Annotated in this window: 28 protein-coding genes; 21 read left to right on the top strand and 7 right to left on the bottom strand. The window is 61.3% G+C overall.

Annotated elements, in window-relative coordinates; all coding sequences use genetic code 11:
* The first annotated feature begins 4 nt into the window (after positions 1-4).
* The 5 genes from radA (at position 5) to BLW69_RS10590 (ending at position 5235) form a co-directional block, all read left to right on the top strand.
* Entirely contained in the window at positions 5-1408 is a 1404-nt protein-coding gene (gene radA, locus BLW69_RS10610; RefSeq protein WP_092661852.1) for a DNA repair protein RadA, read from the top strand.
* A 154-nt stretch (positions 1409-1562) separates the two neighbouring features.
* Positions 1563-2150, top strand: coding sequence for a CvpA family protein (locus BLW69_RS10605; RefSeq protein ID WP_062453353.1), 588 nt, complete (start codon positions 1563-1565; stop codon positions 2148-2150).
* Positions 2151-2284: 134 nt separating this feature from the next.
* A complete protein-coding gene (purF, locus tag BLW69_RS10600; protein WP_062579838.1) occupies positions 2285-3787 on the top strand; it encodes an amidophosphoribosyltransferase in 1503 nt (500 codons plus the stop codon).
* 84 nt (positions 3788-3871) lie between these two features.
* A complete protein-coding gene (locus tag BLW69_RS10595; RefSeq protein WP_092661850.1) occupies positions 3872-4612 on the top strand; it encodes an SDR family NAD(P)-dependent oxidoreductase in 741 nt (246 codons plus the stop codon).
* Positions 4613-4653: 41 nt separating this feature from the next.
* Positions 4654-5235, top strand: coding sequence for a DedA family protein (locus tag BLW69_RS10590; protein ID WP_092661848.1), 582 nt, complete (start codon positions 4654-4656; stop codon positions 5233-5235).
* Between the two features lie 21 nt (positions 5236-5256).
* Here BLW69_RS10590 and BLW69_RS10585 read toward each other — a convergent pair whose 3' ends face one another.
* On the bottom strand, positions 5257-5484 hold the full coding sequence (locus BLW69_RS10585) for a hypothetical protein (RefSeq protein ID WP_062453357.1): 228 nt from the start codon (positions 5482-5484) through the stop codon (positions 5257-5259).
* A 357-nt stretch (positions 5485-5841) separates the two neighbouring features.
* Here BLW69_RS10585 and cysS point away from each other — a divergent pair, with 357 nt between their 5' ends.
* The 7 genes from cysS (at position 5842) to BLW69_RS10550 (ending at position 12032) form a co-directional block, all read left to right on the top strand.
* Complete coding sequence (gene cysS, locus BLW69_RS10580; RefSeq protein ID WP_092662518.1) at positions 5842-7239, top strand: cysteine--tRNA ligase; 1398 nt, start codon at positions 5842-5844, stop codon at positions 7237-7239.
* Between the two features lie 139 nt (positions 7240-7378).
* Positions 7379-7888, top strand: a complete 510-nt coding sequence (locus BLW69_RS10575; protein ID WP_092661846.1) for a GFA family protein — start codon at positions 7379-7381, stop codon at positions 7886-7888.
* Positions 7885-8388, top strand: a complete 504-nt coding sequence (locus tag BLW69_RS10570) for a GFA family protein (RefSeq protein ID WP_092661844.1) — start codon at positions 7885-7887, stop codon at positions 8386-8388. The genes BLW69_RS10575 and BLW69_RS10570 overlap by 4 nt, the downstream gene beginning before the upstream one ends.
* The gene (gene pip, locus BLW69_RS10565; RefSeq protein WP_092661842.1) at positions 8385-9344 is read left to right on the top strand and encodes a prolyl aminopeptidase; all 960 of its coding nucleotides are present in this window, start codon (positions 8385-8387) and stop codon (positions 9342-9344) included. Before BLW69_RS10570 ends, pip begins: the two co-directional genes overlap by 4 nt.
* 158 nt (positions 9345-9502) lie before the next feature.
* A complete protein-coding gene (locus BLW69_RS10560; RefSeq protein ID WP_092661840.1) occupies positions 9503-10618 on the top strand; it encodes a metallophosphoesterase in 1116 nt (371 codons plus the stop codon).
* A gap of 134 nt (positions 10619-10752) precedes the next feature.
* A complete protein-coding gene (rarD, locus tag BLW69_RS10555) occupies positions 10753-11679 on the top strand; it encodes an EamA family transporter RarD (RefSeq protein WP_062453363.1) in 927 nt (308 codons plus the stop codon).
* 23 nt (positions 11680-11702) lie between these two features.
* A complete protein-coding gene (locus BLW69_RS10550) occupies positions 11703-12032 on the top strand; it encodes a DHCW motif cupin fold protein (protein WP_092661838.1) in 330 nt (109 codons plus the stop codon).
* Positions 12033-12035: 3 nt separating this feature from the next.
* Here BLW69_RS10550 and BLW69_RS10545 read toward each other — a convergent pair whose 3' ends face one another.
* Complete coding sequence (locus BLW69_RS10545; RefSeq protein ID WP_092661836.1) at positions 12036-12668, bottom strand: LysE family translocator; 633 nt, start codon at positions 12666-12668, stop codon at positions 12036-12038.
* Positions 12669-12709: 41 nt separating this feature from the next.
* On the bottom strand, positions 12710-13330 hold the full coding sequence (locus tag BLW69_RS10540; protein ID WP_162759526.1) for an LOG family protein: 621 nt from the start codon (positions 13328-13330) through the stop codon (positions 12710-12712).
* A gap of 156 nt (positions 13331-13486) precedes the next feature.
* Here BLW69_RS10540 and BLW69_RS10535 point away from each other — a divergent pair, with 156 nt between their 5' ends.
* Positions 13487-15388 carry a LysM peptidoglycan-binding domain-containing protein gene (locus tag BLW69_RS10535; RefSeq protein ID WP_092661832.1) on the top strand — a complete coding sequence of 634 codons (1902 nt, stop codon included), beginning with the start codon at positions 13487-13489 and terminating at the stop codon, positions 15386-15388.
* 160 nt (positions 15389-15548) lie between these two features.
* Here the strand turns inward: BLW69_RS10535 and BLW69_RS10530 are convergent, their stop codons facing one another.
* On the bottom strand, positions 15549-15773 hold the full coding sequence (locus BLW69_RS10530; RefSeq protein ID WP_062453367.1) for a hypothetical protein: 225 nt from the start codon (positions 15771-15773) through the stop codon (positions 15549-15551).
* A gap of 200 nt (positions 15774-15973) precedes the next feature.
* On the opposite strand from BLW69_RS10530, the gene BLW69_RS10525 reads away from it, so the two are divergent.
* The 5 genes from BLW69_RS10525 (at position 15974) to BLW69_RS22755 (ending at position 20157) form a co-directional block, all read left to right on the top strand.
* Positions 15974-17875 (top strand): ABCB family ABC transporter ATP-binding protein/permease, encoded by a 1902-nt coding sequence (locus BLW69_RS10525; protein ID WP_092661830.1) that lies wholly within the window; start codon positions 15974-15976, stop codon positions 17873-17875.
* A 26-nt stretch (positions 17876-17901) separates the two neighbouring features.
* A complete protein-coding gene (locus BLW69_RS22760; RefSeq protein WP_162759521.1) occupies positions 17902-18042 on the top strand; it encodes a hypothetical protein in 141 nt (46 codons plus the stop codon).
* A gap of 245 nt (positions 18043-18287) precedes the next feature.
* On the top strand, positions 18288-18989 hold the full coding sequence (locus BLW69_RS10520) for a phosphatidylserine decarboxylase (RefSeq protein ID WP_280141286.1): 702 nt from the start codon (positions 18288-18290) through the stop codon (positions 18987-18989).
* A gap of 22 nt (positions 18990-19011) precedes the next feature.
* Positions 19012-19830, top strand: a complete 819-nt coding sequence (locus BLW69_RS10515; protein WP_062453369.1) for a CDP-alcohol phosphatidyltransferase family protein — start codon at positions 19012-19014, stop codon at positions 19828-19830.
* Positions 19831-20019: 189 nt separating this feature from the next.
* The gene (locus tag BLW69_RS22755; protein WP_165699869.1) at positions 20020-20157 is read left to right on the top strand and encodes a hypothetical protein; all 138 of its coding nucleotides are present in this window, start codon (positions 20020-20022) and stop codon (positions 20155-20157) included.
* Between the two features lie 6 nt (positions 20158-20163).
* On the opposite strand, the gene BLW69_RS10510 is transcribed toward BLW69_RS22755, so the two are convergent.
* The 3 genes from BLW69_RS10510 to BLW69_RS10500 are packed head-to-tail and all read right to left on the bottom strand — an operon-like array spanning position 20164 to position 21979.
* Positions 20164-20787, bottom strand: coding sequence for a LysE/ArgO family amino acid transporter (locus BLW69_RS10510; protein ID WP_092661828.1), 624 nt, complete (start codon positions 20785-20787; stop codon positions 20164-20166).
* A gap of 59 nt (positions 20788-20846) precedes the next feature.
* Positions 20847-21611: an SOS response-associated peptidase gene (locus BLW69_RS10505; protein ID WP_062579816.1), complete on the bottom strand. Its 765-nt coding sequence runs from the start codon at positions 21609-21611 to the stop codon at positions 20847-20849.
* A gap of 41 nt (positions 21612-21652) precedes the next feature.
* A complete protein-coding gene (locus tag BLW69_RS10500) occupies positions 21653-21979 on the bottom strand; it encodes a YnfA family protein (RefSeq protein ID WP_062579814.1) in 327 nt (108 codons plus the stop codon).
* 150 nt (positions 21980-22129) lie between these two features.
* Between BLW69_RS10500 and BLW69_RS10495 the strand changes: the two genes are divergently transcribed.
* From BLW69_RS10495 to BLW69_RS10485, 3 genes are all read left to right on the top strand, one after another.
* On the top strand, positions 22130-22555 hold the full coding sequence (locus BLW69_RS10495) for an NUDIX hydrolase (protein ID WP_062579812.1): 426 nt from the start codon (positions 22130-22132) through the stop codon (positions 22553-22555).
* An 8-nt stretch (positions 22556-22563) separates the two neighbouring features.
* Positions 22564-23034: a TIGR02301 family protein gene (locus BLW69_RS10490; protein WP_244508803.1), complete on the top strand. Its 471-nt coding sequence runs from the start codon at positions 22564-22566 to the stop codon at positions 23032-23034.
* A gap of 103 nt (positions 23035-23137) precedes the next feature.
* Entirely contained in the window at positions 23138-23395 is a 258-nt protein-coding gene (locus tag BLW69_RS10485) for a hypothetical protein (protein ID WP_062453374.1), read from the top strand.
* Positions 23396-23464: the final 69 nt, after the last annotated feature.

The raw sequence follows: 23464 nt of genomic DNA, 5'->3' as shown, positions 1-23464 counted from the left end.
TCTCATGGCAAAACCTAAAACTCAATTCGTGTGCCAGAACTGCGGCACGGTGCACAGCCGCTGGGCGGGCAAGTGCGAAGGCTGCGGCGAGTGGAATACGATCGTCGAGGAAGATCCGATGGGCGGCATCGGGTCCGGTCCCGGCAAGGTGCCGAAAAAGGGCCGCGCCGTGACGCTGACCGCCCTTTCCGGTGAGACCGAGGAAGCACCGCGCATCCATACCGGCATTTCCGAACTCGACCGTGCCACCGGCGGCGGATTCGTGCGTGGGTCGGCGGTGCTGATCGGCGGCGATCCGGGCATCGGCAAGTCGACGCTTCTGATGCAGGCGGCGGCCGCCCTTTCGCGTCGTGGTCATCGCATCATCTATGTATCCGGCGAAGAAGCCGTCGCTCAGGTTCGCCTTCGGGCCCAGCGGCTGGGTGCTGCCGATACGGAAGTGCTTTTGGCGGCCGAAACCAATGTCGAGGACATTCTCGCCACGGTGTCGGAAGGCAAGCGGCCGGATCTCGTCATCATCGATTCGATCCAGACGCTGTGGAGCGATACGGCCGATTCGGCGCCGGGCACCGTCACCCAGGTGCGCACCGGCGTGCAGGCAATGATCCGCTTTGCCAAGCAGACGGGTGCCGCCATGGTGCTGGTCGGCCATGTGACGAAGGAAGGCCAGATCGCCGGTCCGCGGGTGGTCGAGCACATGGTCGATGCGGTGCTTTATTTCGAGGGCGACCGCGGCCATCACTACCGCATCCTGCGCACGGTGAAAAACCGGTTCGGGCCGACCGACGAGATCGGCGTGTTCGAAATGTCCGACAAGGGCCTGCGCGAAGTCACCAACCCGTCGGAACTGTTTCTCGGCGAACGCAATGCGAAATCTCCTGGCGCCGCGGTGTTTGCCGGCATGGAAGGCACAAGGCCGGTTCTGGTGGAAGTTCAGGCGCTGGTGGCGGCAACCTCTCTCGGCACGCCGCGCCGCGCGGTGGTCGGCTGGGACTCATCCCGTCTCGCCATGATCCTTGCGGTTCTCGAAGCCCATTGCGGCTTGCGGCTCGGCCAGCACGACGTTTATTTGAACGTCGCCGGCGGTTACCGCATCTCGGAGCCGGCAGCCGATATGGCGATCGCTTCCGCGCTTGTCTCGTCGCTCGCCGGCATCGCTCTTCCGGCCGACCATGTGTTCTTCGGCGAGATCAGTCTATCCGGCGCGGTGCGGCCCGTTTCGCAGACGGCGCAGCGCCTGAAGGAAGCTGAAAAGCTCGGCTTTTCCGGTGCCATGCTGCCGGCCACATCCGCCGAGTTGCCGAAGGGTTCCAGCGCCCGCTGGACGATGATCGAGGACCTGCCGGATCTCGTCTCGCGCATCGCCGGTTCGGTCAAAAAACTGGGGAAGCAGGAGGAAGATGATTGATCTTCCGTTAACGCCACGGCTGATGTAAGACACGCGCTCGACGCTCTGGATCAGGCTGGAAACTCCGGTCGGATTCAGGCACGAAAACGGCTGGCCCACATTGGCTTCACCAAGACGGCAGGCATGCAACGGCAGGTTCTGGAGTAGAGTTTACATGCCCATCACCATCTTTGACGGTATTGTCATCGGCGTCACCCTGTTTTCGGCCGTGCTTGCCATGGTTCGCGGTTTCTCCCGCGAGGTTCTGTCGATCGCAAGCTGGGCCGGCGCCATTGCCGCCGCCTATTATCTCTACCCGCTGCTTGTCCCTTACGCGGAAAAGTACACATCCGATCACCGCATCGCCATTGCCGGTTCGGCGGGCGTCATCTTCCTAGTGGCGCTGATCATCATCTCCTTCATCACATCCAGAATTGCCGACTTCATCATCGACAGCCGCATCGGTGCGCTCGACCGCACGCTCGGCTTCCTGTTCGGAGCTGCCCGCGGCATCCTGCTTCTCGTCGTGGCCGTTGCCTTCTGGAACTGGCTGGTCGCTGAAAGTGCCCAGCCGACCTGGGTCACCAACGCCAAGTCGAAGCCGTTCCTCGATACGCTGGTCGGACGCCTCGAAGCCGTGCTGCCAGCCGATATCGAGCCGCAGATCCGCGCCCGTATCCTCGGCAAGGAAGAAGCGCCGGCCGATGGCGCTGTTGGTACCGACCAGACGCCGGCCGAAGACGCACCGGTTACAAATAATTGACGCTGTGTTGCGCTTGATGCAGCGCACACCATCACCATTTGTGGTAACATTCGAAATCTGATGATAGACGGGCTGGTCTCCGGGGGAATCTCCCCCGGCCAGCCTTTCCATTTTTCCTGAAAGGGTACGGCCAGATGCAGCAGCCGGGATCGCAAACATTCGATGTCAACCGCTCCAACGTATGGGACGAAGACACCCTTCATGAAGAATGCGGCGTCTTTGGCGTCCTCGGCCACCCGGATGCGGCAACGCTGACGGCGCTCGGCCTGCACGCCCTGCAGCATCGCGGTCAGGAAGCCGCCGGTATCGTCTCGTTCGACGGTTTGCGCTTCCATTCGGAGCGCCGGATGGGCCTGGTTGGCGATCACTATACGGACCCGGTCACGCTCGCGAAGCTTCCCGGCAATATCTCGATCGGCCACAACCGCTATTCGACGACCGGCGAAGTCGCTCTTCGCAACGTCCAGCCGCTGTTTGCGGAACTTGAAGTCGGGGGTATCGCGATTGCCCACAACGGCAATTTCACCAACGGTCTCACGCTGCGCCGGCAATTGATCGCCGGCGGCGCTATCTGTCAGTCGACATCCGATACGGAAGTCGTCCTTCACCTCATCGCGCGCTCGCGCTACTCCTCCACCGCAGACCGCTTCATTGATGCCATCAGGCAGATGGAAGGCGGTTATTCGATGCTTGCCATCACCCGCACCAAGCTGATCGCGGCGCGTGATCCGACCGGTATTCGTCCCCTCGTGATGGGCGAACTCGACGGCAAGCCTGTGTTTGCTTCTGAAACCTGCGCGCTCGACATCATCGGTGCAAAATTCATCCGCGACGTCGAAAACGGCGAAGTGATCATCTGCGAGATCCAGTCAGACGGCTCGATCTCGATCGATGCCCGCAAGGCCGGCAATGGCCAGCCGGAACGGCTCTGCCTGTTCGAATACGTCTATTTCGCTCGTCCCGATTCCGTTGTCGGCGGTCGCTCGGTCTATGTGGCGCGCAAGAACATGGGCATCAACCTCGCCAAGGAAGCGCCTGTCGAAGCTGATGTCGTCGTGCCGGTTCCCGATGGCGGCACGCCGGCAGCTCTTGGGTACGCCCAGGAGAGCGGCATTCCGTTCGAATACGGCATCATCCGCAACCATTATGTCGGTCGCACCTTCATCGAGCCCACTCAGCAGATCCGCGCTTTCGGTGTGAAGCTGAAGCATTCGGCCAACCGGGCGATGATCGAGGGCAAGCGCGTCGTGCTGGTCGACGATTCGGTCGTGCGCGGCACCACGTCGCTGAAGATCGTCCAGATGATCCGCGATGCCGGCGCCAAGGAAGTTCACCTGCGCGTCGCAAGCCCGATGATCTACTATCCCGATTTCTACGGCATCGACACGCCGGACCGGGAAAAGCTGCTGGCCAACCAGTACGACAGCCTCGAAGCGATGTGCAAATATATCGGCGCGGACTCGCTCGAATTCCTGTCGATCAACGGGCTTTACCGCGCTGTCGGCGGCGAAGACCGCAACGATGCACGGCCGCAGTTCACCGACCATTATTTCACCGGCGACTACCCGACGCGTCTACTCGACAAGGACGGTGAAGCGGTCGGCCGCAAGGTCTCGCTTCTGGCCAGTAACGGCTGAATGGTTTTCAATCGATCATGAACGTTTTAGAAGGCTGCGGGAACGCGGCCTTCTTTTTTGGTCGCGACTGGCAGGGATGGAACAATGACGATCGACTTGAAGGGTAGGATTGCGCTGGTCACCGGCGCCTCGCGCGGCATCGGTTACTTCACGGCACTGGAGCTGGCAAAGGCCGGCGCGCATGTGATCGCCACCGCACGCACCGTCGGCGGGCTGGAAGAGCTGGACGACGCGATAAAGGCTGCAGGCGGCTCGGCAACGCTCGTGCCGTTCGATCTGACCGACATGGAGGCGATCGACCGGCTGGGTGCCTCGATCTTCGAACGCTGGGGCAAGCTCGACATCCTGGTCGCCAATGCCGGCATCCTTGGTACAATTTCGCCGCTCGGGCATATCGAGGCGAAAGTGTTCGAAAAGGTGATGCTGACCAATGTCACCTCGATGTGGCGGCTGATCCGATCGGTGGAGCCGCTACTTGTGCGCTCCGATGCCGGTCGTGCCCTGCTCTTCTCGTCGGGCGCTGCTGCCAAGGCACCGGCCTTCTGGGGTGCCTACGCGATCTCGAAATCGGCCGTGGAAACCATGGGCCGCATCTGGGCTGCGGAAAACACGCACACGTCGCTCAAGGTCAACATGGTCAACCCGGGCGCCACAAGGACGGCGATGCGGGCGCAGGCCGTGCCCGGCGAAGATCCGGAGACACTGCCGCATCCTTCAGAGGTGGCGCAGAAGATCCTCTTCCTCGCCTCGCCAGAGCTTACCGACAGCGGCCGCATGTTCGTGGTGCGCGAAAACCGGTTCGTCGATTTCAGAATGCCGGAATAACCGGATACACCGACAGCCCGGACGTTTGGGGGAATCTAGTCATGAGCCTGGAACAGTTGATCGGTGAGTATGGACCGGTGGCCGTGTTTCTGGGAGCGGCTGTCGAGGGCGAGACGGCAGCGTTTCTCGGCGGCGTGATTTCCCACCGCGGCCTCATGCCCTACTGGCAGGCCGCGGCGGGTGCCTTCTTGGGATCGCTGATCGCTGACCAGGCGCTGTTTTTTGCGGGCCGCCATGCAAACCGCTTGGCAATCGTCCAGCGGATGATGCGGGTAAAGGCTGCAGAACGCGTCCGCACCCTGCTTGCGGCGCATCCGACGGGCTTCATCCTCTCGTTCCGTTTCGTCTACGGCATCCGCACCGTCAGTCCCTTGATGATCGGACTTTCCGGCATCTCGCCTCTTCGCTTCTTCTTTCTCAATCTCGTCGCCGCATTCGTCTGGGGCGTCGGGATAACGGCGATCGGGTACCTGTTCGGCAACGCGGTCGAGGCGCTGTTTGGACATTTGAGACTGCATGTTCACATGCTCGCAGCCCTCGGCGTAATCCTTGTTGCGGTTGCCGTCACCGCATTTCTGGCGCGCAAGACGTTGGCACGCGTGTGGGCGGGGACCCGGAATTAGGTCGCACGCCGTTCGGACATCTCAGTTGCTCGTGAGAGCCGAATGGGTGCTGAGCACCTTTTCGAGAAGAACATCGTCGTCGCGCACGCCGAGCTGGTAGAAGCGGATTGCCATGGCCGCCAGCCTGGCGGCGGACGGATCGTGCCTGGAGCGACCGGTCATCCAGCGCGCGACGTTGTATATTCGCGCCAGCCGTTCCAGCTCACCCGGATCAAGCGGCTTTCCCACAAAGGTCGTTCTTACGTCCATGACCCTGCCTCCCACTCTTCATCAGTGATTTCTAATATTAGGCAGAATGGACAAAACGCAAAACACAGGTTTTGGTTAAGATTAACCGGTAACTAAACGCGGGCGGTGAAAACCTCTTTTCAACAGCTTTTTCGATGGGATTTCGGACCGGGAACGCATCAGCAAATCTCTTGACCAAACAGTGGCCTCGCGCCATAAACGATGGATGAACACGGCGATTTCCATCTGCGGGATCATTATTCGCTCAGCGTAAAGCGCTGGCCTGGCCGTTTTCGTCTCTCGAAAAGCTTTGAAGACAAACGCTCTGGTCCGCTCGCCATAGATGCATGCGACGTCAGGATGTTGGGAGATTTTTCGATGAGCGTCACGCTCAAGCTATACAATACCTTGATCCGCGCGAAGACGGCGTTCGAGCCCATCGATGCCGACAACGTCCGCATGTATGTCTGCGGCCCGACGGTCTACGATTTCGCCCATATCGGTAACGCCCGGCCGGTGATCGTGTTCGATGTGCTGTTCCGGCTGCTGCGGCACGTGTATGGCGACGCCCACGTGACCTATGCGCGCAACATTACCGACGTGGATGACAAGATCAACGCCCGGGCGCTGCGCGATTTTCCGCATCTTGCGCTCAACGATGCGATCCATGCGGTGACCGAAAAGACGGCAAAGCAGTTCCACGAAGACGTCGCGGCCCTTGGCTGCCTTGAGCCCAGCATCGAGCCGCGCGCCACGGACAATATCGCGCAGATGATCGCCATCATCGAAAAGCTGATCGGCAACGGCAACGCCTATGTCGCCGAGGGCGAAGTGCTGTTCGACACCAAGTCGATGGCCGATTACGGCCAGCTTTCCAAGCGTCCGCTGGACGAGCAGCAGGCGGGTGCGCGTGTCGCTGTTGATGCGCACAAGAAGAACCCGGGCGATTTCGTGCTGTGGAAGCTTTCCTCCCACAACGAACCCGGCTGGGACAGCCCCTGGGGACGCGGTCGCCCCGGCTGGCATATCGAATGCTCGGCGATGAGCGGCCGCTATCTCGGCGAAGTCTTCGACATCCATGGCGGCGGGCTGGACCTGATCTTCCCGCACCATGAAAACGAGATTGCCCAGTCGCGCTGCGCCCATGGCACCGACGTGATGGCGAATGTCTGGATGCATAACGGCTTCGTGCAGGTCGAAGGCCGCAAGATGTCGAAGTCCGACGGCAATTTCATCACCATCAACCAGTTGCTGGATACCGATACTTTCGGCGGCCGCAAATGGCCGGGCCAGGTGCTGCGTCTCGCCATGCTCATGACGCATTACCGGGAGCCGATCGACTTTTCGATCAAGCGCATCGAGGAGGCCGAGCGGCTCCTCGCCAAATGGCCGGCCGTCGACCTCGCGGAGATCCCTGAGGGCACGGAGCCCTGCCCGATTGTTTTCGAGGCGCTGGCCGACGACCTCAATACGGTTGCCGCGATACAGCGCATCCATGCACTGGCGCAGGAAGCCAATGCCGACAGCACGCTGCTGCCGCTGTTTGCCGCCAGTGCCGCCCTTCTCGGCGTCGCGCCGGAAAAGACGGAAGTCGACGGAGCGCTTGCCGAAGCGGTGGATGCGCTCGTCGCGCTGCGGCTCGAAATGCTCAAAGCGAAGAACTTCGCCGAAGCCGACCGCATCCGTGACGAATTGTCAGCCAAGGGCATCCAGCTGAAGGATGGCAAGAACGCCGAGACCGGCGAACGGGTGACCACCTGGGAGGTAAAGCGCTAACGCTTGCCGCCTTGGTGCGGTGGTCCTATGCTTTGCGCACGGGACCACCCTGACGATGAGGGGAGGATGACATGAGTGCAGAGCGCCAACCAAATCCTGTGGGCAATAGCGGCGGGCAGACTTTCCTAAGGGGCAATGCATGACAGCTGACACTCATACCGGCGGCTGCCAGTGCGGGGCCGTGCGGTTTCGCCTCGAAGGCAAGCCGGACCATGTCTCGATCTGCCACTGCCGCATGTGCCAGAAGGCGTTCGGTGCCTATTATGCGCCCCTCGTCTCCACCCGCGGCACCGGCTTTTCGTGGACGCGCGGACAGCCGAAATATTTTCACTCTTCGAACCATGTGCGGCGCGGCTTCTGCGACAATTGCGGCACGCCGCTGACCTATGAGGCGGCGGACGGTATCGCGGTTTCGGCCGGTGCTTTCGACGATCCGTCGGCGCTACCGCCGTCGGTCCAGTACGGCACCGAAGGCAAGATACCCTTCGTGGATCATCTGCACACCCTGCCCGGGCACGATACAATGGATGATATCGACGAGGCGCCGTTCCTTTCCGATATCGTTTCCAACCAGCACCCGGATCACGATACACAGACGTGGCAACCAGTTCCCGCCGATCGCGGAATGACGAAGGAGGACGACGCATGAGTGAAACGGAAAAAGCCGGTCAGCCGAGAACCGGCGGGTGCCAGTGCGGCGCCGTGCGTTTCAGGATCAACGGACAGCTCGGTCGTGCCTCCATCTGCCATTGCCGGATGTGCCAGAAGGCGTTCGGCGGTTTCTTCGGGCCGCTTGTGGCAGCGCCGCAGGACGGTGCTGAGAGTGGGGTCGAGTGGACCCGCGGCGAGCCGAAGTATTTCCAGTCGTCGATCAATATCGACCGCGGCTTTTGCGCGGAATGCGGCACGCCGCTGACCTATCGTACGCCGACCAGCCTCGATATCGCGATCGGTGCCTTCGACGAGCGCGACGACCTGATGCCGCAGGTGCAGGTCAACCACGCTTTCCGGCTGCCCTGGGTGGAGACGATCTTCGACGCTCCCGTTCATGGCGATACAGACTACTATTCGAAGCAGGAGCAGATCATCTCCTTCCAGCACCCCGATGACGATACGGAAAACTGGCCGGCGAAAGGGCTGCATCTATGACGGAAGTGCTGCGCACGCTCTACCCGGCAACGACTGCCTTTGAGACCGGTACGCTCGATGTCGGCGACGGTCACTCGATCTATTTCGAACGGCATGGCACGAAGGGGGCAAAACCCATCGTCTTCCTGCATGGCGGCCCGGGCGGTGGCATCACGCCGATCCAGTCGCGACTGTTTGATCCTGAACTCTACGACATCCTTCTGTTCGACCAGCGCGGCTGCGGCAAGTCGACGCCGCATGCAAGCCTTGAGGCCAATACGACCTGGCATCTGGTCGCAGATATCGAGCGGCTGCGCGAGATGGTCGGCGTCGACAAGTGGCAGGTGTTTGGTGGATCCTGGGGTTCGACGCTCGGCCTCGCCTATGCTGAAACCCATCCCGAGCGGGTGAGCGAGCTGCTGCTGCGCGGCATCTACACGCTCACCAAAGCCGAGCTCGACTGGTACTACCAGTTCGGCGTCTCGGAAATGTTTCCCGAAAAATACGAGGCGTTTCTCGCGCCGATCCCCGAGGACGAGCGCCACGAGATGATGGCCGCCTATCACCGCCGCCTGACCGGCACCGACACGGCGGCGCAGCTTGAGGCAGCCAAGGCCTGGAGCATCTGGGAGGGATCGACGATCACCCTTCTTCCCGATGCGGCACTGACCGCCGGATTCGGCGAGGAGCATTACGCCATCGCATTTGCCCGCATTGAAAACCACTTCTTCATGAATGCCGGCTGGCTTGAGGAAGGCCAGCTGCTGCGTGATGCGACAAAACTCAAGGGCATTCCGGGCATCATCGTGCATGGCCGTTACGACATGCCCTGCCCGCTCAAATACGCCTACCAGTTGTCGAAAGTCTGGACCGACGCAGATTTCCACATCATCGAAGGCGCTGGACATGCCGTATCGGAACCGGGGATTACGGATCAACTGATCCGGGCGACGGATCGGTTTGCGGGGAAGGCATAAATGCGAAGCTTGCGGGGCGTCTCGCCCCGCATTCGGCTCCCGCCAATGCCTCACCCCTCCCGATCAACATCCCGTTATGCCGGTTGAGATTAACCGCCGGCCGGCACAGTTAGGGCTCCCTGCCTTATCGCATCCTCCTGAAGCCGAGCCTCATCGACGTGTTTCATCTCGCCAAAGCCCTTCTGTGCCTCTACGTCGTCCTCCGCTTCCTTCTGCCGCTGCCTTGGCCCCGCTGGGTAAAGGGAATGATCGCGGTCGTGCTGATGGTGGTGTTCCAGCACAGTCTGATCAGCCGGATCGTGTTCGGCACGATGTTTTCGCCTGAAGTGCCGCGGATGACGATGATCGTCGTCAACTGGATGGCGGGCACGATCCTGCTGCTTAGCATATTTCAGCTTGTGCTCGATCTGGTCTCCCTCGCCACGGCAGCACTTCGCCGTCGCCGGATCCGGATACCGGTCGGGCTGCGCTACGGGATCGGCGCAGCTGCCATGTCGCTTGCAGCTTTTGCCGTCAACCAGGCGATCCGGGTGCCGCCGGTCAAGGAAGTGGAGATCCGCATCCCCAACCTGCCAGCGCAGTTTGATGGCTACCGGTTGATCCAGCTGACGGATCTTCACATCAGCCGCCTGTTTCAGGCGCCCTGGGTCGAAGAGACGGTAGCCAAGGCCAATGCCCAGAATGCCGACCTCATCGTCATCACCGGCGACCTGATCGATGGCGATCTGCAGGCCCGCAATCTGGATGTTGCCCCGCTTGCCAAACTGCGCGCTCCGGACGGCGTCTTCACCATTCCGGGCAATCACGAATATTACTTCGGCCATGACGACTGGATGCGGCAATACGAGACGCTTGGCCTTCGCACCATTTCCAACGGCCACGTGGTGCTGTCGCGCGGCGGTGCGCAGATGGTGCTGGCCGGCGTCAACGATCTCAACGCCACCCGGTTCGGCCTGGAAGGCCCTGACGTCGGCAAGGCGCTATCAGGTGCGCCAGCTGATGTTCCGGTCATCCTCCTCAACCACCAGCCACGCGATGCGAAGCTTTCGGCGGATGCCGGGGCCGATCTGCAGCTGTCCGGCCATACCCATGGCGGCATGATCTGGGGGTTCGATCGCCTTATCGCCCGCTTCAACAACGGCTTCGTGTCCGGTCTCTACGACGTCGATCAGATGTCGCTCTATGTCAATAACGGTACGGCCCTGTGGATCGGTTTTGCGCTGAGGCTCGGCGTACCCTCGGAACTGACCGTGATCACGCTGAGGCCGAAGTGAGTTGCGGCATCCGGTGAGCGGGTCGGTCGGAGCGGTCGCGCCGCTGATCCATGCTTCACAGAAATGAATTGGCCGGGGGCCACGCCTTGGTGTATCCCGCCAGCCAACGATAACAAATTGCCGGAAACGCCCTGATGGCCACCGATACCGTTCCCGTCGCCGCACAACCCGCGGGAGCGAAGAACGAGGACACGCCGCGCGGCTTTGCCTTCGGCATCACCGCCTATCTCCTGTGGGGCGTCCTTCCCTTCTACCTGAAAGCGGTCGCGCATCTTCCGGCGCTGGAGGTGCTGGCGCACCGCGCCATCTGGTCGGTGCCGATCGCCGGCCTCGTGCTGATCATTCTCGGACGCACCGGGGATGTGAAGACAGCGATCCGGACGCCGCGCATGCTCGGCATGGCCTGCGTCACCGCCGCCTTCATCACCGCCAACTGGGGTATCTATGTCTGGGCGGTCTCGAACGGTCATGCGATCGATGCCGCGCTCGGCTATTTCATCAATCCGCTGTTCAGTATCCTCATGGCAGCGCTGGTGCTGAAGGAAAAGCTTTTGCCGATGCAGAAGGCGGCGATCGGGCTTGCCGTGGTCGGTGTCGCAATCCTCACCTGGGGTTCGGGCGGACTGCCGTGGGTGTCGCTGGCGCTGACATTTACCTGGGGTTTTTATGCCCTCTTCCGCAAGACGCTGCCGATCGGTCCGAACCAGGGGTTTTTCCTCGAAGTGCTGCTGATCAGCATTCCGATGCTGCCCTACCTCATCTGGCTGGAAGCGACGGGCCAGGGCCATTTCCTGAACGGTGTCGGCTATGATGCGGCCCTGCTTGCCTTTGCCGGTATAGCGACAGCCGTGCCGCTGATGATCTATGCCAATGCCACCAAGCTGCTGAAGCTGTCGACCATCGGCATCATGCAGTATATCGCACCGACAATGATCTTTCTGACCGCTGTGTTTATCTTCAAGGAGCCGTTGAGCGGCATCAAGCTCACCGCCTTCGTGTTCATCTGGTCGGCACTTGCCGTCTATACGCTGGCGATGCTGCGGGACCTTCGCAGCCGCTGACCGCCCATCAGGAGATTTCGTTCATGCAGATGTCAGATATCCCCTTCGGCACGACGGACTGGTCGCAGATCGAGCCGACCGTCCACAAGGGTGACACCGGACACTCGACCTGGCGCACCCGCCATTTCGGACCAATTCGGGTGCGGATGGTGGAGCATTCGTCGGGCTATCTCGCCGACCACTGGTGCGAGAAAGGCCATATCCTGCTGTGCCTCGAAGGCGAGATGACGACCGAACTTGCCGACGGACGCGTCTTTGTGCTGAAACCCGGCATGAGCTATCAGGTGGCCGACAGCGCCGAACCGCACCGGTCCTCGACGACACTGGGTGCCAAGCTCTTCATCGTCGACTGAGGCTTAGCTGCTCTGCAGCGCGAGATGCGCGCCGAGACCGACCAGGATGGTGCCGCCCGCTCGCTGGGCAAGCTTTTGCGCGGTCGTCGATCGGTTGAGCCGTGTCATCACCAACCCGGCAAGGGCGACGGCGAAAATGTCGGCGATGGTAAAGATGATGCTGACGGCCAGTCCCAGAACCACGAATTGAACCCAGACCGGAAAGCTGGCCGCGCTGTCGATGAACTGCGGCAGGAAGGCGAGGAAGAAGATCGCCGTCTTCGGGTTGAGAACCTCGACGACGATGCTTTCGGCAAATGCCTTTCGGGCAGATCTCGGTGTCTCCGCCTGCAGATCGCCTGAACCCGCAGCCTTCGCGCGAAACAGGGAAATGCCGAGCCAGATCAGGTAGATCGCGCCCGCAAGCTTCACCAGCGCATAAACCACCGGGACGGCATGGAAGAGAACCGAGAGCCCGGCAGCTGCCGCAACGATATGCGCGTAGGATCCGAGATGGACGCCGAGCACCGCCATCATGCCCGCCTTGCGGCCGGCAGCAATCGTGCGGGCCGCTACGTAAAGCATAGCGGGTCCCGGAATGAAGGCGAAGATGGACGTCGTCACGAGGAAGGCGAACAGGATATTCCAGTCTGGCATGCGGTGCTCCTGTTCCCTACCCTCGGCGGGAGCCTTAAACCCTAGAGTTTTGAGATGACGGCGGCTTCGCCCTTTGACGCGGCCTGCTGTTCGTCGCGGTCGAGAATGGCCGGCACGATGTCATCGACTTCAGCGATGACAAGCGGCTGCACCAGATGCGCCCGGTGGATGAAGCCTTCCTCGCGCATATGGGTGACGAGCGACAGCATCGGATCCCAGAAACCGCCGATATTGGCAAACACCATCGGCTTCTCATGACGGCCGAGCTGGCCCCAGGTCATGATCTCGACGATCTCCTCCAGCGTGCCGATGCCGCCCGGAAGGGTGACAAAGGCGTCGGAGCGTTCGAACATCTTGTGCTTGCGCTCATGCATGTCCTTGGTGACGATCAGTTCGTCGAGCTGGCCGAGCGAATGGCGGGTTGCCTCCATATCGACAAGAAAATCCGGAATGATGCCGGTGACCTTGCCGCCGTGTGCCAGAACGCCTGCGGCAACCGCACCCATGATGCCCTTGGTGCCGCCGCCATAGACCAGCCTGAGATCATGGGCTGCAATGGATTTTCCGAGCGCGCGGCCGGCCTGGATATAGGCGGGATCGCGCCCCGGCTGCGAGCCGCAGTAAACGCATATGGATCGTATTGGCACAGTTTTCTCCATCAGGCACTTCAAAGGGTTGGCACGCGACGCACCAACCACGAGATTTGGCTGGAAATACTGCGCAGAGCAAGGCTGAAACACTGGAAAAGCTTGTTATGACTAGAGGAAACGGATAATCCGGAAAGACGATGGAGGGTCCATCGGGAAAAGGCTTTGCTCATGAAAAACCGCGCCGGTTGGCTCGCTCTGGTCGTACTCGCCATCGCATCGCTGCTGATGGTCTTTTTCGTGCTGCCGCGGATCAATCATGATGCCAAACCGCTCGGCGATGCGATCAACGCTGCCGGCGATGCGGTAAAGGACGCGGTCGAGAGCACGAAGCAGGCGGTGAAGCCGACAGACGCACCGAATTCTCCGGACGCGCCGAAGCCGCAGGAGCAGGCATCCGTGCCCGCGGCAACACCGGCCGCTCCCGTATCTCCCCCGGCAAGCCCTTCCGCTCCGGCAGCGCCCTCCACTCCGGCCGCACCCGCAGTCACAGCTCCACCGAGTGCGACAAGCCCGGTCACCACCCAGCCGAACGCTGCCCAGACGCCAGCCAAGCCCGCCTTTGACGTGCTGCGCGTCGAGCCCGACGGTTCGGCCGTGATTGCCGGCCGCGCGCTGCCCAATTCGACACTCGAAATCTCCAGTGGCAACTCGGTCGTCGCCAAGATCGACGTCGGCCCGAGCGGCGATTTTGCAGCCGTTCTCGACAAACCTTTGCCGCCGGGCGATCACCAGCTGGTTCTCAAAGCCACCGGCAAGGACGGCAAGACGGTCGTCTCGGACGAGACCGCGACGGTCTCCGTACCCAGCGATCCGAAGACCGGCAAGCTGCTTGCCATGGTGACGACGCCGGGCAAAGCGAGCCGGGTCATCGCGACGCCGAACGCGTCTGCGCCTGCCGCACCGAATGCCGCGACATCACCGACACCCCCTGCCCCTGACGCTGCGCCGTCCACTGCAGGCCAGACGGCTGCGGGTCAGTCTCAGACGCCAGCCGTCACTCCGGCCTTGCCGCAGGCATCGTCGCAGATCGCATCCAGCGCGCCAAACGTCTCTGCTCCGTCCTCGACCGCGGCGCCCGACGCGACGCCTGCTCCGGCTGGAACACCGGATTTGCAGATCACCGCCGTCGAGCTTGAAGGCTCGAAAATCTTTATCGCCGGCATCGCCCGCTCGGGTGTCACGGTGCGCGGTCTTGTCGACGGCGAGCCCGTCGGCCAGTCGCGCGCAGGCGGCAACGGCCATTTCGTCATCGAGGGCAACACGCAGCTTTCGGTCGGTGATCACCGGATCAGCGTCGAGGCACTGAACGGGGCCGGCCAGCGCTCCGTCATGGTCGAGGTTCCGTTCAACCGTCCGGCCGGCGAACAGGTGGCGGCAGTCGCAGCCCCCGCAGTTTCAAGCCCGATGTCGACGATCGATGGCGGCGCCTTCGAGAAGCTTCGCAACGAAGTGGTACGCGCCTTCAACCTGCTGCAGAACCTCTACGCCGACGGCAAGGTGCCGAGCGGCGAACAGATGGCGGCGGCACGTTCGTCCACATCGATTACGCTCAAGTCTTTGACCGAATACCGCCTGCCGGCCGACGCTTCCGTTTCCGCCCGCTCCGTTGCCGACAATGCCGCCAAGGATGCAGCGTCAGCACTTGCCGCACTCGACAAGGTTCCAAACGACGTTGCCGCCGTTGGCGCAGCCCTCAAGGACCTCGGTGCCATGATCGCCCGCGCCGTCGGGCCCGCCATGGCACGGCAGATGGATGGTGGCAACGAACAGGAAATGGCCGGCACGCCGGCTGCTCCCGCCACAGGCGTCGACGGCACAAAGACGTTCCAGCAGGCGCCACTGACGCAAAGCGAACGCAACTCGGTGATCATCCGACGTGGCGATACGCTGTGGCAGATTTCGCGCCGGATGTATGGCCAGGGCGTGCGCTACACGACGATCTACCTCGCCAACGAGGATCAGATCCGCAACCCCGACATCATCCAGCCCGGCCAGATCTTCGGCGTGCCGGAGGAGTTCCGGCCGGATTCGGAAGAGCTGCACCGCGAACGGATCCAGCATCGCAAATGATGACGCGGCTCCAAGGCATCTGAAAAACGACTTAAAGCCGCAGGGCCAATGCTTCGGGCTCCCCAATCTCCACATTCCTGTGCTCTTCACGGGAATGCGGGAGGTTGAGCCTCACGTCGCGGCGGCGGCTATCGGTGCAACACTCTGCAGGAAAACAGACTTACGACCGATCGCCGATCATCAGTTGCGACGGCGTGACTGCCAGTGAATGGGCGGCAACGTGCAGTGAAAGACTGTTGCGCTCGACAAGTGCTGTGACCGTTTCCAGTATATTCAGATGCGGTACATGCTTGACCACCGTATAGGCAGTGAAAGCCGCGCCGGCCGAGGCTCCCCACAGAAGAGTGCTCAGGGCAGTCGCAACGGCAATCGTCTTGAAGCGCATGATATTCCTCCCAATGCGAGCTTCCCTCGAATAGCCAGACCTCCTCCGCCTCGCAATTCGGACTTATACACTCCGTAGTCATACCTACTTTCGACCGATGAGGCCAGATGAGGTTTCATGCGAGTTTCATTTGCAACATGGCCCTGCGCAGCCTATTTGCCGGGAAGGCGTTTCTTCGCCCTCAGATTCAGGTAAAATCCATGGCAGCAAAAAAGAAGACCGTATCTGCGGATAGCGGCAATCCCTTCAGCACACTCGTCAACCTGTGGCCCTATATGTGGCCGGTGGGACGCGCGGATCTGAAAGCGCGCGTCATCTGGGCGACGGTGTTTCTGCTCCTGGCAAAGCTGGTGCTGATCTCTGTCCCCTATTTCTTCAAGTGGGCGACGGATGCGCTAAACGGCAAGCTCGACATGGCGGGCATCCTGCCGGTCTTTCTGCTGGGCGCCGTCGTGCTGGTCGTCGCCTACAACTTTACCCGCATCCTGCAGGTGGGTCTGAACCAGCTGCGTGACGCGCTGTTTGCCTCGGTCGGCCAGCACGCGGTGCGCCAGCTTGCCTACAAGACCTTCGTGCACATGCATCAGCTTTCGCTGCGCTTCCACCTGGAACGCAAGACCGGCGGCCTGTCGCGCATCATCGAACGCGGCACGAAGGGCATCGAAACGATCGTTCGTTTCACCATCCTCAATTCGGTGCCGACGGTGATCGAATTCCTGCTGACGGCGATCATATTCTGGGCCGCCTACGGGTTCGCCTACCTCGCCGTCACGGCTGTTACGGTTGCCGCCTATATCTGGTTCACGATCAAGGCCAGCGACTGGCGCATCTCCATCCGCCGGACGATGAACGACAACGATACCGAGGCGAACACAAAAGCCATCGATTCGCTTCTGAACTTCGAGACCGTGAAATATTTCGGCAACGAGGACATGGAAGCAAAGCGCTTCGATTCCTCCATGGAGCGCTATGAAAAGGCGGCGACCGACGTCTGGACCTCGCTCGGATGGCTGAACTTCGGCCAGGGCGTGATCTTCGGGCTGGGACAGGCCGTGATCATGATCATGTCGGCGCTTGCAGTGCAGCGCGGCGACCAGACGATTGGCGATTTCGTGTTCGTCAACGCGCTGCTGATGCAGCTCGCGGTTCCGCTTAATTTCATCGGCTTCGTCTACCGCGAAATCCGCCAGGGGCTGACCGATATCGAGCAGATGTTCGACCTTCTTGAAGTCGAAGCAGAAGTCGTGGACCGGCCGGACGCGAAGGATCTTGTCATCGGACAGGGACCTCAAAAAGGCGCCATCGCCTTTCGCGACGTGCAGTTCTCCTATGATCCGGCACGACCGATCCTTAAAGGCATCTCCTTCGACGTGCCGGCCGGGAAGACGGTGGCGATCGTCGGCCCTTCGGGTGCTGGTAAATCCACCATTTCGCGCCTGCTCTACCGCTTCTACGATATCCAGGGCGGATCGATCACCATCGACGGCCAGGATGTGCGCAACGTGACGCAGAAGTCGCTGCGCTCGGCCATCGGGATGGTGCCGCAGGATACGGTGCTGTTCAACGACACGGTCGTCTACAACATCCGCTACGGCCGGCCGGGTGCCTCGGATACCGAAGTCCAGGCGGCGGCCGAGATTGCCCAGATCGACCGGTTCATCAAGGCTCTGCCGGATGGCTACGAGACAAAGGTCGGCGAACGCGGGTTGAAACTCTCGGGCGGCGAAAAGCAGCGCGTGGCGATTGCCCGCACGGTTTTGAAGAGCCCGCCGATCCTCATTCTCGACGAGGCGACCTCGGCGCTCGATACGACGACCGAGCACGAGATCCAGTCCGCACTCGATCTCGTTTCGAAGAACCGGACGACGCTTGTCATCGCCCACCGCCTCTCGACGGTTATCAATGCCGACGAGATCATCGTTCTGCGCGACGGCCAGATTGCCGAGCGCGGCACCCATTCGGGGCTGCTGCAGCAGGAAGGCCTCTACGCCTCGATGTGGAACCGTCAGCGCGAGGCGACGGAAGCGGAAGAGCAGTTGAAGAAGGTGCGCGAAAACGACGATCTCGGCATTGTCCGTCGCGGCGCACCTGCTGCTGAGTAACGGCAGCAGAATAACAGGAGAACAGCATGAGACGATATACGAACAAGCGGATGCTGGTACTCGGCGGTATCGCCATCATCTATATGCTGGTGCTGGTCTTCTACGGCTCGCCTCTGCTCGCCTTCTCGACCTGGATGGGCTGGGTAGACCCTGAGGCGGTTCGCTGAGGCGAAGATTTCTGCGGCAATGCACCGCGTCTGCGAGTGTCAGAAGACGAGGATGGGCCTTTGGGAAACTGACGCGTCAGGGATAAACCGCGTTCAAGCAGAGGTCGCTGAGCGCTTCAAACGGTGTATTCCGTCAATTATACCGGGAAGTTGTATGACGTCACGGGCGCATCGACGGAACCGGATTGCCGCAAATAGGGTTTTTCTATAGGCAGGCAGCACAGACCATTGAGGAGAACCAAGGGTTGATCAATCTTTTCGACACCATCCGCAACACGCTCGTGCCGATCCACAAGGAAGGCTACGTTTTCGTCGTCATCTTTTTCGTCGTCTCGCTGATCCTCGGCTACTTCGCCGAGCCGCTGTTCTGGATCGGCCTGGTGCTGACGCTCTGGTGCGCCTACTTCTTCCGCGATCCGGAACGGGTCGTACCGCAGGATGACGATCTCGTCATCAGCCCTGCCGACGGCCGCGTCAGCCATGTTGCTCTGGTCGTGCCGCCGGCCGAACTGGATCTCGGCATCGAGCCGATGCTGCGCATCTCGGTCTTCATGAACGTGTTCGACTGCCACATCAACCGCGCGCCTGTTCGAGGCCAGGTGACACGCATCGAGTTTCGCGAAGGGCAGTTCGTCAACGCGGAACTTGACAAGGCGTCCAGCGACAACGAGCGCAACGGGCTTGTCATCGACACCCCGCACGGCCGGGTCGGCGTTGTACAGATCGCCGGTCTCGTGGCACGCCGCATCGTCTGCTGGGTCAAGCCCAACGAGCCGGTCAGCGCCGGTGAGCGCTTCGGCCTGATCCGCTTCGGTTCGCGCCTCGACGTCTTCGTTCCGGCCGGTGGCCAGGCGCGCGTCGTGGTTGGCCAGAGAGCGGTCGGCGGCGAAACCGTATTGGCCGAATTCGGCTCCGCCAAGGGACCGACCATCGGCCGTCGTGCCTAACTAAACGCAAGGAGATCATCTGATGGAGACGCCCGTCTCGCCGCCGGAACAGAACCATACGACCGACGAGGCCCGTGGTCCGCGCCTGCGCGAGATCCCGGTCCGCCTGATGATCCCCAACCTGATCACGGTGCTGGCGATCTGCGCCGGCCTTACCGGGATCAGACTTGCCTTCGAGGGACGGTTCGAGCTAGCTGTCGCGATGGTGCTGCTGGCAGCCTTCCTCGACGGGATCGATGGTCGGATCGCACGGCTTCTGAAGGCAACGTCGAAATTCGGCGTGCAGATGGATTCGCTCGCCGACATCATCAATTTCGGCGTTGCGCCCGTCCTCGTCTCCTATGCGTTTCTGCTGGACGGAGCGAAATCCTTTGGCTGGATAGCTGCACTTCTCTATGCGATCGCGGCTGGCCTGCGGCTTGCCCGGTTCAACGTGATGGAAGACCGCGGCATCAAGGCGCCCTGGCAGTCTGAGTTCTTTGTAGGCGTTCCGGCGCCCATGGGTGCGCTTCTGGTGCTTCTGCCGGTCTATCTCGGTTTTCTCGGCGTCGAACAGACGAAGTTCTTCGTGTATGCCAGCGTTCTCTACACGCTGTTGATCGGCTTCTTGTTGGTCTCGCGTCTGCCGGTCTGGTCCGGCAAGTCGGGCCGCATCCGCCGTGACCTGATGCTGCCGATCATGCTTGTGGCCGTTCTCTATGTCGGCCTCTTGATGAGCTACACCTGGGAAATCCTGGCAATCACCGCGATTGCCTATCTCTGTGTTCTGCCGTTTTCTGCCCGTGCGTGGAAAAAGCGTTATGGCACGATCACCATCGAGGACGAGCGCACGCACGTCTGATCGTCCTGCCCTTGCGACTGATGCTGCGGCGCACATGAATTGTTGCGTCGCAGCCCCAGCTTGCGGCAAGTTGGCGCGTCCATTCTTTCTCTATCGCATCGTAAAGCCGCAGCCATGATTCCGCCCGGATTGGCGGCGAAATGCGCCGGCCCGCCCTTGAGCGGAACAGAGATTCGTGAGGAGACAGACGTGAGCAGCGAAACCAACAAAACCAACATCGAGACCAAGCCGGACCTCTCCAGCCACTACCGTCCGCTCGGCCTCAAAGCCGTTGCTGCTGCAGCGATGATGCTGAAGCGCAAGCCAACGCTCAGCCCGGCTCGCTGATCCGTCTCAGGCGCCGCGCAGGAAGCTTATGAGAAGCCCGAGCGCGAGCAACCCCATGACAACGCCGATCAGGCCATCCAGCACCCGCCACGCGGCGGGTCTGGCAAATAGCGGCGCCAAGTAGCGGGCGCCGTAGCCGAGGCCGAAGAACCAGGCGAAGGATGCGATCACCGCGCCCGCGCCATAGGCTACCCTTTCCGGGCCTTGATAGGCCGCAGACAGGCTGCCGAGCAGCACGACCGTATCCAGATAAACATGCGGGTTTAGAAAGGTGAAGGCGAGACAGGTCATCACCGCCGCCTTCAGTGCCATGCCCTCAGGCGCGCCGGCGACCATGGCACCGGGCTTTACCGCCCGCCGGAATGCCATGGCCGAATAGGTGGCGAGGAACAGCGCGCCGCCGAGCGTCACCACCGAGATCAGCAGAGGCGACTGCGACACGATCGTTCCCAGCCCGCCGACGCCAGCTGCAATCAGCAAGGCGTCGGATGCCGCACAGATTAGGCACAGCACGAAGACATGGCTGCGGATCAGCCCTTGGCGCAGGATAAACGCATTCTGAGCGCCGATCGCCACGATCAGCGAGCCGCCCAGCGCAAAGCCGGAAAAACCGGCGGATATCAGGTTCATGGGGAAATCCGTTCAGGACGTGATTCGATGGCTGGATGGTGTGACGCGGTCGGAACGGATCAAAACAGCGACATCTGGCCGCTGCTGCCGGATGCCTTTGGCGGCTTCTCCTGCGGCTGTGCCACCGCGACCGGTTTCTGCAGATCCTTGCCCATGTTGGACACCTTGTTGACCAGATCTGATACCGGAAACGCCTCGAAGAAATCGTCCTGTACCGGCCGCATCAGATCCGCCACGTGGCGTGGCTCACCGTTCTTGCAATCCAGCCAGCGCTCGAAATCCTCCGGCGCGATGACGACGGGCATGCGGTCGTGGATCGGCCGCAGGGCGTGATTGGCAGCAGTCGTGAGGATCGCCGCGGTATCGACTTCCGAGCCATCGGCAGATGCGTAGGTTTCCATCAGTCCCGCAAAGGCGATGACGCCACCATTCTTCGGGCGGATCCAGAAGGGCTGTGAGGGCAGTCCCGTCTCCTTCGGGGGCCGGCGCCATTCGTAGAAACCGGAGGCCGGAATGAGAACGCGGCGGTGACGCATGGCGGCCCGGAACGACGCCTTTTCGGCCGCCGTCTCGGAGCGCGCGTTGATCATCAGGGGAAAGTCCTTGATATCTTTGACCCAGCCCGGAATCAGGCCCCACCGGGCAAGTACGGCGCGACGCGGCGGAAGATTGCTGCCGGGCTTCACATGCTCGTTCTGCATGACGATCAGGATCGGCTGCGTCGGGGCAATATTGTAGCGGGCCGGGAAACCTTCCTCCCCCAGCGCCTGCATGACCTCCAGAATTTCCTCAGAAGTCGCCGTCAGGGCGTAGCGTCCGCACATGCGAGATTAGATGGCACTGGGGTAGGCAGACGTCAAGCGGATCAGGCGCTGCGGGGACCGAAGAGGATGATCGCGCCGCCGAGGAGGCACACGGTGGTGCCGATCAAGTCCCAGCGGTCGGGCATCCGGTTCTCGACGCCAGCGAGCCAGAGGATGGAGGCCAGAATGTAGATCGATCCATAGGCGGCGTAGGTCCGCCCGGCCGCGTCGCTTGGCACGAAGGTCAGCACCCAGGCAAACAGCGCGAGCGACACCATACCCGGCACCAGCCACAGAGCCGGCTTTTCCAGCCGCCACCAGGCCCAGAAGGCAAAGCAGCCGGCGATCTCGAACAGGGCGGCGAGCGAGTAGAGGAGATAAGTTTTCATGCTGTCCAGCCGTTGAGGTTCACCGGCATGGTTCGGGCCGTGTCATGCCGTGAGAGAGGGTTTTTGCGCGCGACATGATATGTCCTTGATGGGCGGCTATTCCCGCCTACACTATCCTGACCTTATCGCTCTTCAAAGCTTCAGCAGTCCATGACAACAGCCACGCCCTCCCCGCAAGCCGCGTCGTCGGCCATTCTCGAACGTGACGGCAAATTTCTGCTGATCCGGCGATTGAACCCGCCCTCGGCCAATCTGTTTGCCTTTCCAGGGGGTCGGGCCGAGCCCGGCGAGACGCCATCGGAGACGGCGGTGCGGGAATTCTTCGAAGAGACCGGCATCGCTGTGCGCAATCCGACCCTGTTTGCCACCTACGACCTTAAGAAGGACAAGGACGACAACCGCCATTTCTCGCTCTCGGTGTTCCGTGTCGAAGCGGACCCCGAAGGAGAAGCGATTGCCGCCGACGATGCGGCCGATCCGGGATGGTATTCGGTTGAGGAGATCCGCAATCTTCCCGTGCCTGCGAGCGTGCTGGAGTGCGCCGAAAGGCTGGCGGCGGAACTGAAACGCGGTTAGGAGTTCGTATGCACCGCCTGATGTCTTTCCTCACGTCTTCCCACCGATTCGCGATCGTTGCTGCGATCGCGCTGAGTTGTGCCGCCGCGCCGGCTGGCGCCCAGTCGCAGAAAGCATCGTCGAAGCAGGCGCCGTCTGCGACAACGGCCGCGCCACAGGCGGAAACCGAATCAAAACCGGCTCCGTATGATTCGAAGATGATGCGGCTTGCGGAAGTGCTGGGATCGGTCACTTATTTGCGGTCGCTTTGCGGTGCAACCAGTGACGATTGGCGCGGATCCATGCAGAAATTGCTGGATTCTGACACCGCCAGCGAGCCTAAACGGCGGGAACGCTTGACCGCCGCCTACAACCGCGGCTACCGCTCGTTTGCCGCGGTTCACACATCCTGCAATGAACCCGCACGCATGGCTGAGGAACTCTACCGTGCCGAAGGCGCAACACTTGCCGCCGAAATAGCCAGTCGCTACGGAAATTAGCGGTTTATTTACCTCTTTTGACCTCAAGCCGTGTCGTTTTGATAAAAGGCTGATAAAGTTCTTAATGGGTCAGTAATTAATACGGGTACCGAGGATCAAGAGTATGCAGACAGGCCGCAACGAAATCGATGACATGATCGTCCACGAGAAGATGCAGGCTGCGTTGGAATATCAGAATGAAGCCTGGGCCGATGGCCGTGCCGATGGCATCGAGGCTGAAATCATTGCTGATGTCGCGATGGCCTGCGCCATTCGCGAGACGATCCGCCTGCTGGGCGAAACCGGCGCCGAAGCGCTGCTGGATTCGCTGAAGAACCGCATGCTGGCCGGAGAGTTTTCGCCGGAACGGATCGTTCAGTAATCTCGCACATCCTTATCAGGCACAGGAAAAGCCGAGAATTCCCCTTCGGAAGGCGGCCGGAATGCATAT

Origin of the sequence: Rhizobium sp. NFR12, assembly GCF_900108545.1 — a bacterium.
Taxonomy (GTDB): domain Bacteria; phylum Pseudomonadota; class Alphaproteobacteria; order Rhizobiales; family Rhizobiaceae; genus Neorhizobium; species Neorhizobium soli.
The sequence above is the reverse complement of the archived record's forward strand: the minus strand, read 5'-3'. Positions and strand labels throughout refer to the sequence as shown.

Bases quoted from the DNA above. Each gene is read 5' to 3' on its own strand.
- BLW69_RS10515 (WP_062453369.1), top strand. From the start codon at position 19,012: ATGGAGACGCCCGTCTCGCCGCCGGAACAGAACCATACGACCGACGAG.
- BLW69_RS10530 (WP_062453367.1), bottom strand. From the start codon at position 15,773: ATGCGCTTCAAGACGATTGCCGTTGCGACTGCCCTGAGCACTCTTCTG.
- BLW69_RS10505 (WP_062579816.1), bottom strand. From the start codon at position 21,611: ATGTGCGGACGCTACGCCCTGACGGCGACTTCTGAGGAAATTCTGGAG.
- BLW69_RS10590 (WP_092661848.1), top strand. From the start codon at position 4,654: ATGAGCCTGGAACAGTTGATCGGTGAGTATGGACCGGTGGCCGTGTTT.
- BLW69_RS10485 (WP_062453374.1), top strand. From the start codon at position 23,138: ATGCAGACAGGCCGCAACGAAATCGATGACATGATCGTCCACGAGAAG.
- rarD (WP_062453363.1), top strand. From the start codon at position 10,753: ATGGCCACCGATACCGTTCCCGTCGCCGCACAACCCGCGGGAGCGAAG.
- BLW69_RS10525 (WP_092661830.1), top strand. From the start codon at position 15,974: ATGGCAGCAAAAAAGAAGACCGTATCTGCGGATAGCGGCAATCCCTTC.
- cysS (WP_092662518.1), top strand. From the start codon at position 5,842: ATGAGCGTCACGCTCAAGCTATACAATACCTTGATCCGCGCGAAGACG.
- BLW69_RS10495 (WP_062579812.1), top strand. From the start codon at position 22,130: ATGACAACAGCCACGCCCTCCCCGCAAGCCGCGTCGTCGGCCATTCTC.
- purF (WP_062579838.1), top strand. From the start codon at position 2,285: ATGCAGCAGCCGGGATCGCAAACATTCGATGTCAACCGCTCCAACGTA.
- BLW69_RS10550 (WP_092661838.1), top strand. From the start codon at position 11,703: ATGCAGATGTCAGATATCCCCTTCGGCACGACGGACTGGTCGCAGATC.
- radA (WP_092661852.1), top strand. From the start codon at position 5: ATGGCAAAACCTAAAACTCAATTCGTGTGCCAGAACTGCGGCACGGTG.
- BLW69_RS10605 (WP_062453353.1), top strand. From the start codon at position 1,563: ATGCCCATCACCATCTTTGACGGTATTGTCATCGGCGTCACCCTGTTT.
- BLW69_RS10585 (WP_062453357.1), bottom strand. From the start codon at position 5,484: ATGGACGTAAGAACGACCTTTGTGGGAAAGCCGCTTGATCCGGGTGAG.
- BLW69_RS10500 (WP_062579814.1), bottom strand. From the start codon at position 21,979: ATGAAAACTTATCTCCTCTACTCGCTCGCCGCCCTGTTCGAGATCGCC.
- BLW69_RS22760 (WP_162759521.1), top strand. From the start codon at position 17,902: ATGAGACGATATACGAACAAGCGGATGCTGGTACTCGGCGGTATCGCC.
- BLW69_RS10570 (WP_092661844.1), top strand. From the start codon at position 7,885: ATGAGTGAAACGGAAAAAGCCGGTCAGCCGAGAACCGGCGGGTGCCAG.
- BLW69_RS10510 (WP_092661828.1), bottom strand. From the start codon at position 20,787: ATGAACCTGATATCCGCCGGTTTTTCCGGCTTTGCGCTGGGCGGCTCG.
- pip (WP_092661842.1), top strand. From the start codon at position 8,385: ATGACGGAAGTGCTGCGCACGCTCTACCCGGCAACGACTGCCTTTGAG.
- BLW69_RS10575 (WP_092661846.1), top strand. From the start codon at position 7,379: ATGACAGCTGACACTCATACCGGCGGCTGCCAGTGCGGGGCCGTGCGG.
- BLW69_RS10490 (WP_244508803.1), top strand. From the start codon at position 22,564: ATGCACCGCCTGATGTCTTTCCTCACGTCTTCCCACCGATTCGCGATC.
- BLW69_RS10595 (WP_092661850.1), top strand. From the start codon at position 3,872: ATGACGATCGACTTGAAGGGTAGGATTGCGCTGGTCACCGGCGCCTCG.
- BLW69_RS10545 (WP_092661836.1), bottom strand. From the start codon at position 12,668: ATGCCAGACTGGAATATCCTGTTCGCCTTCCTCGTGACGACGTCCATC.
- BLW69_RS10535 (WP_092661832.1), top strand. From the start codon at position 13,487: ATGAAAAACCGCGCCGGTTGGCTCGCTCTGGTCGTACTCGCCATCGCA.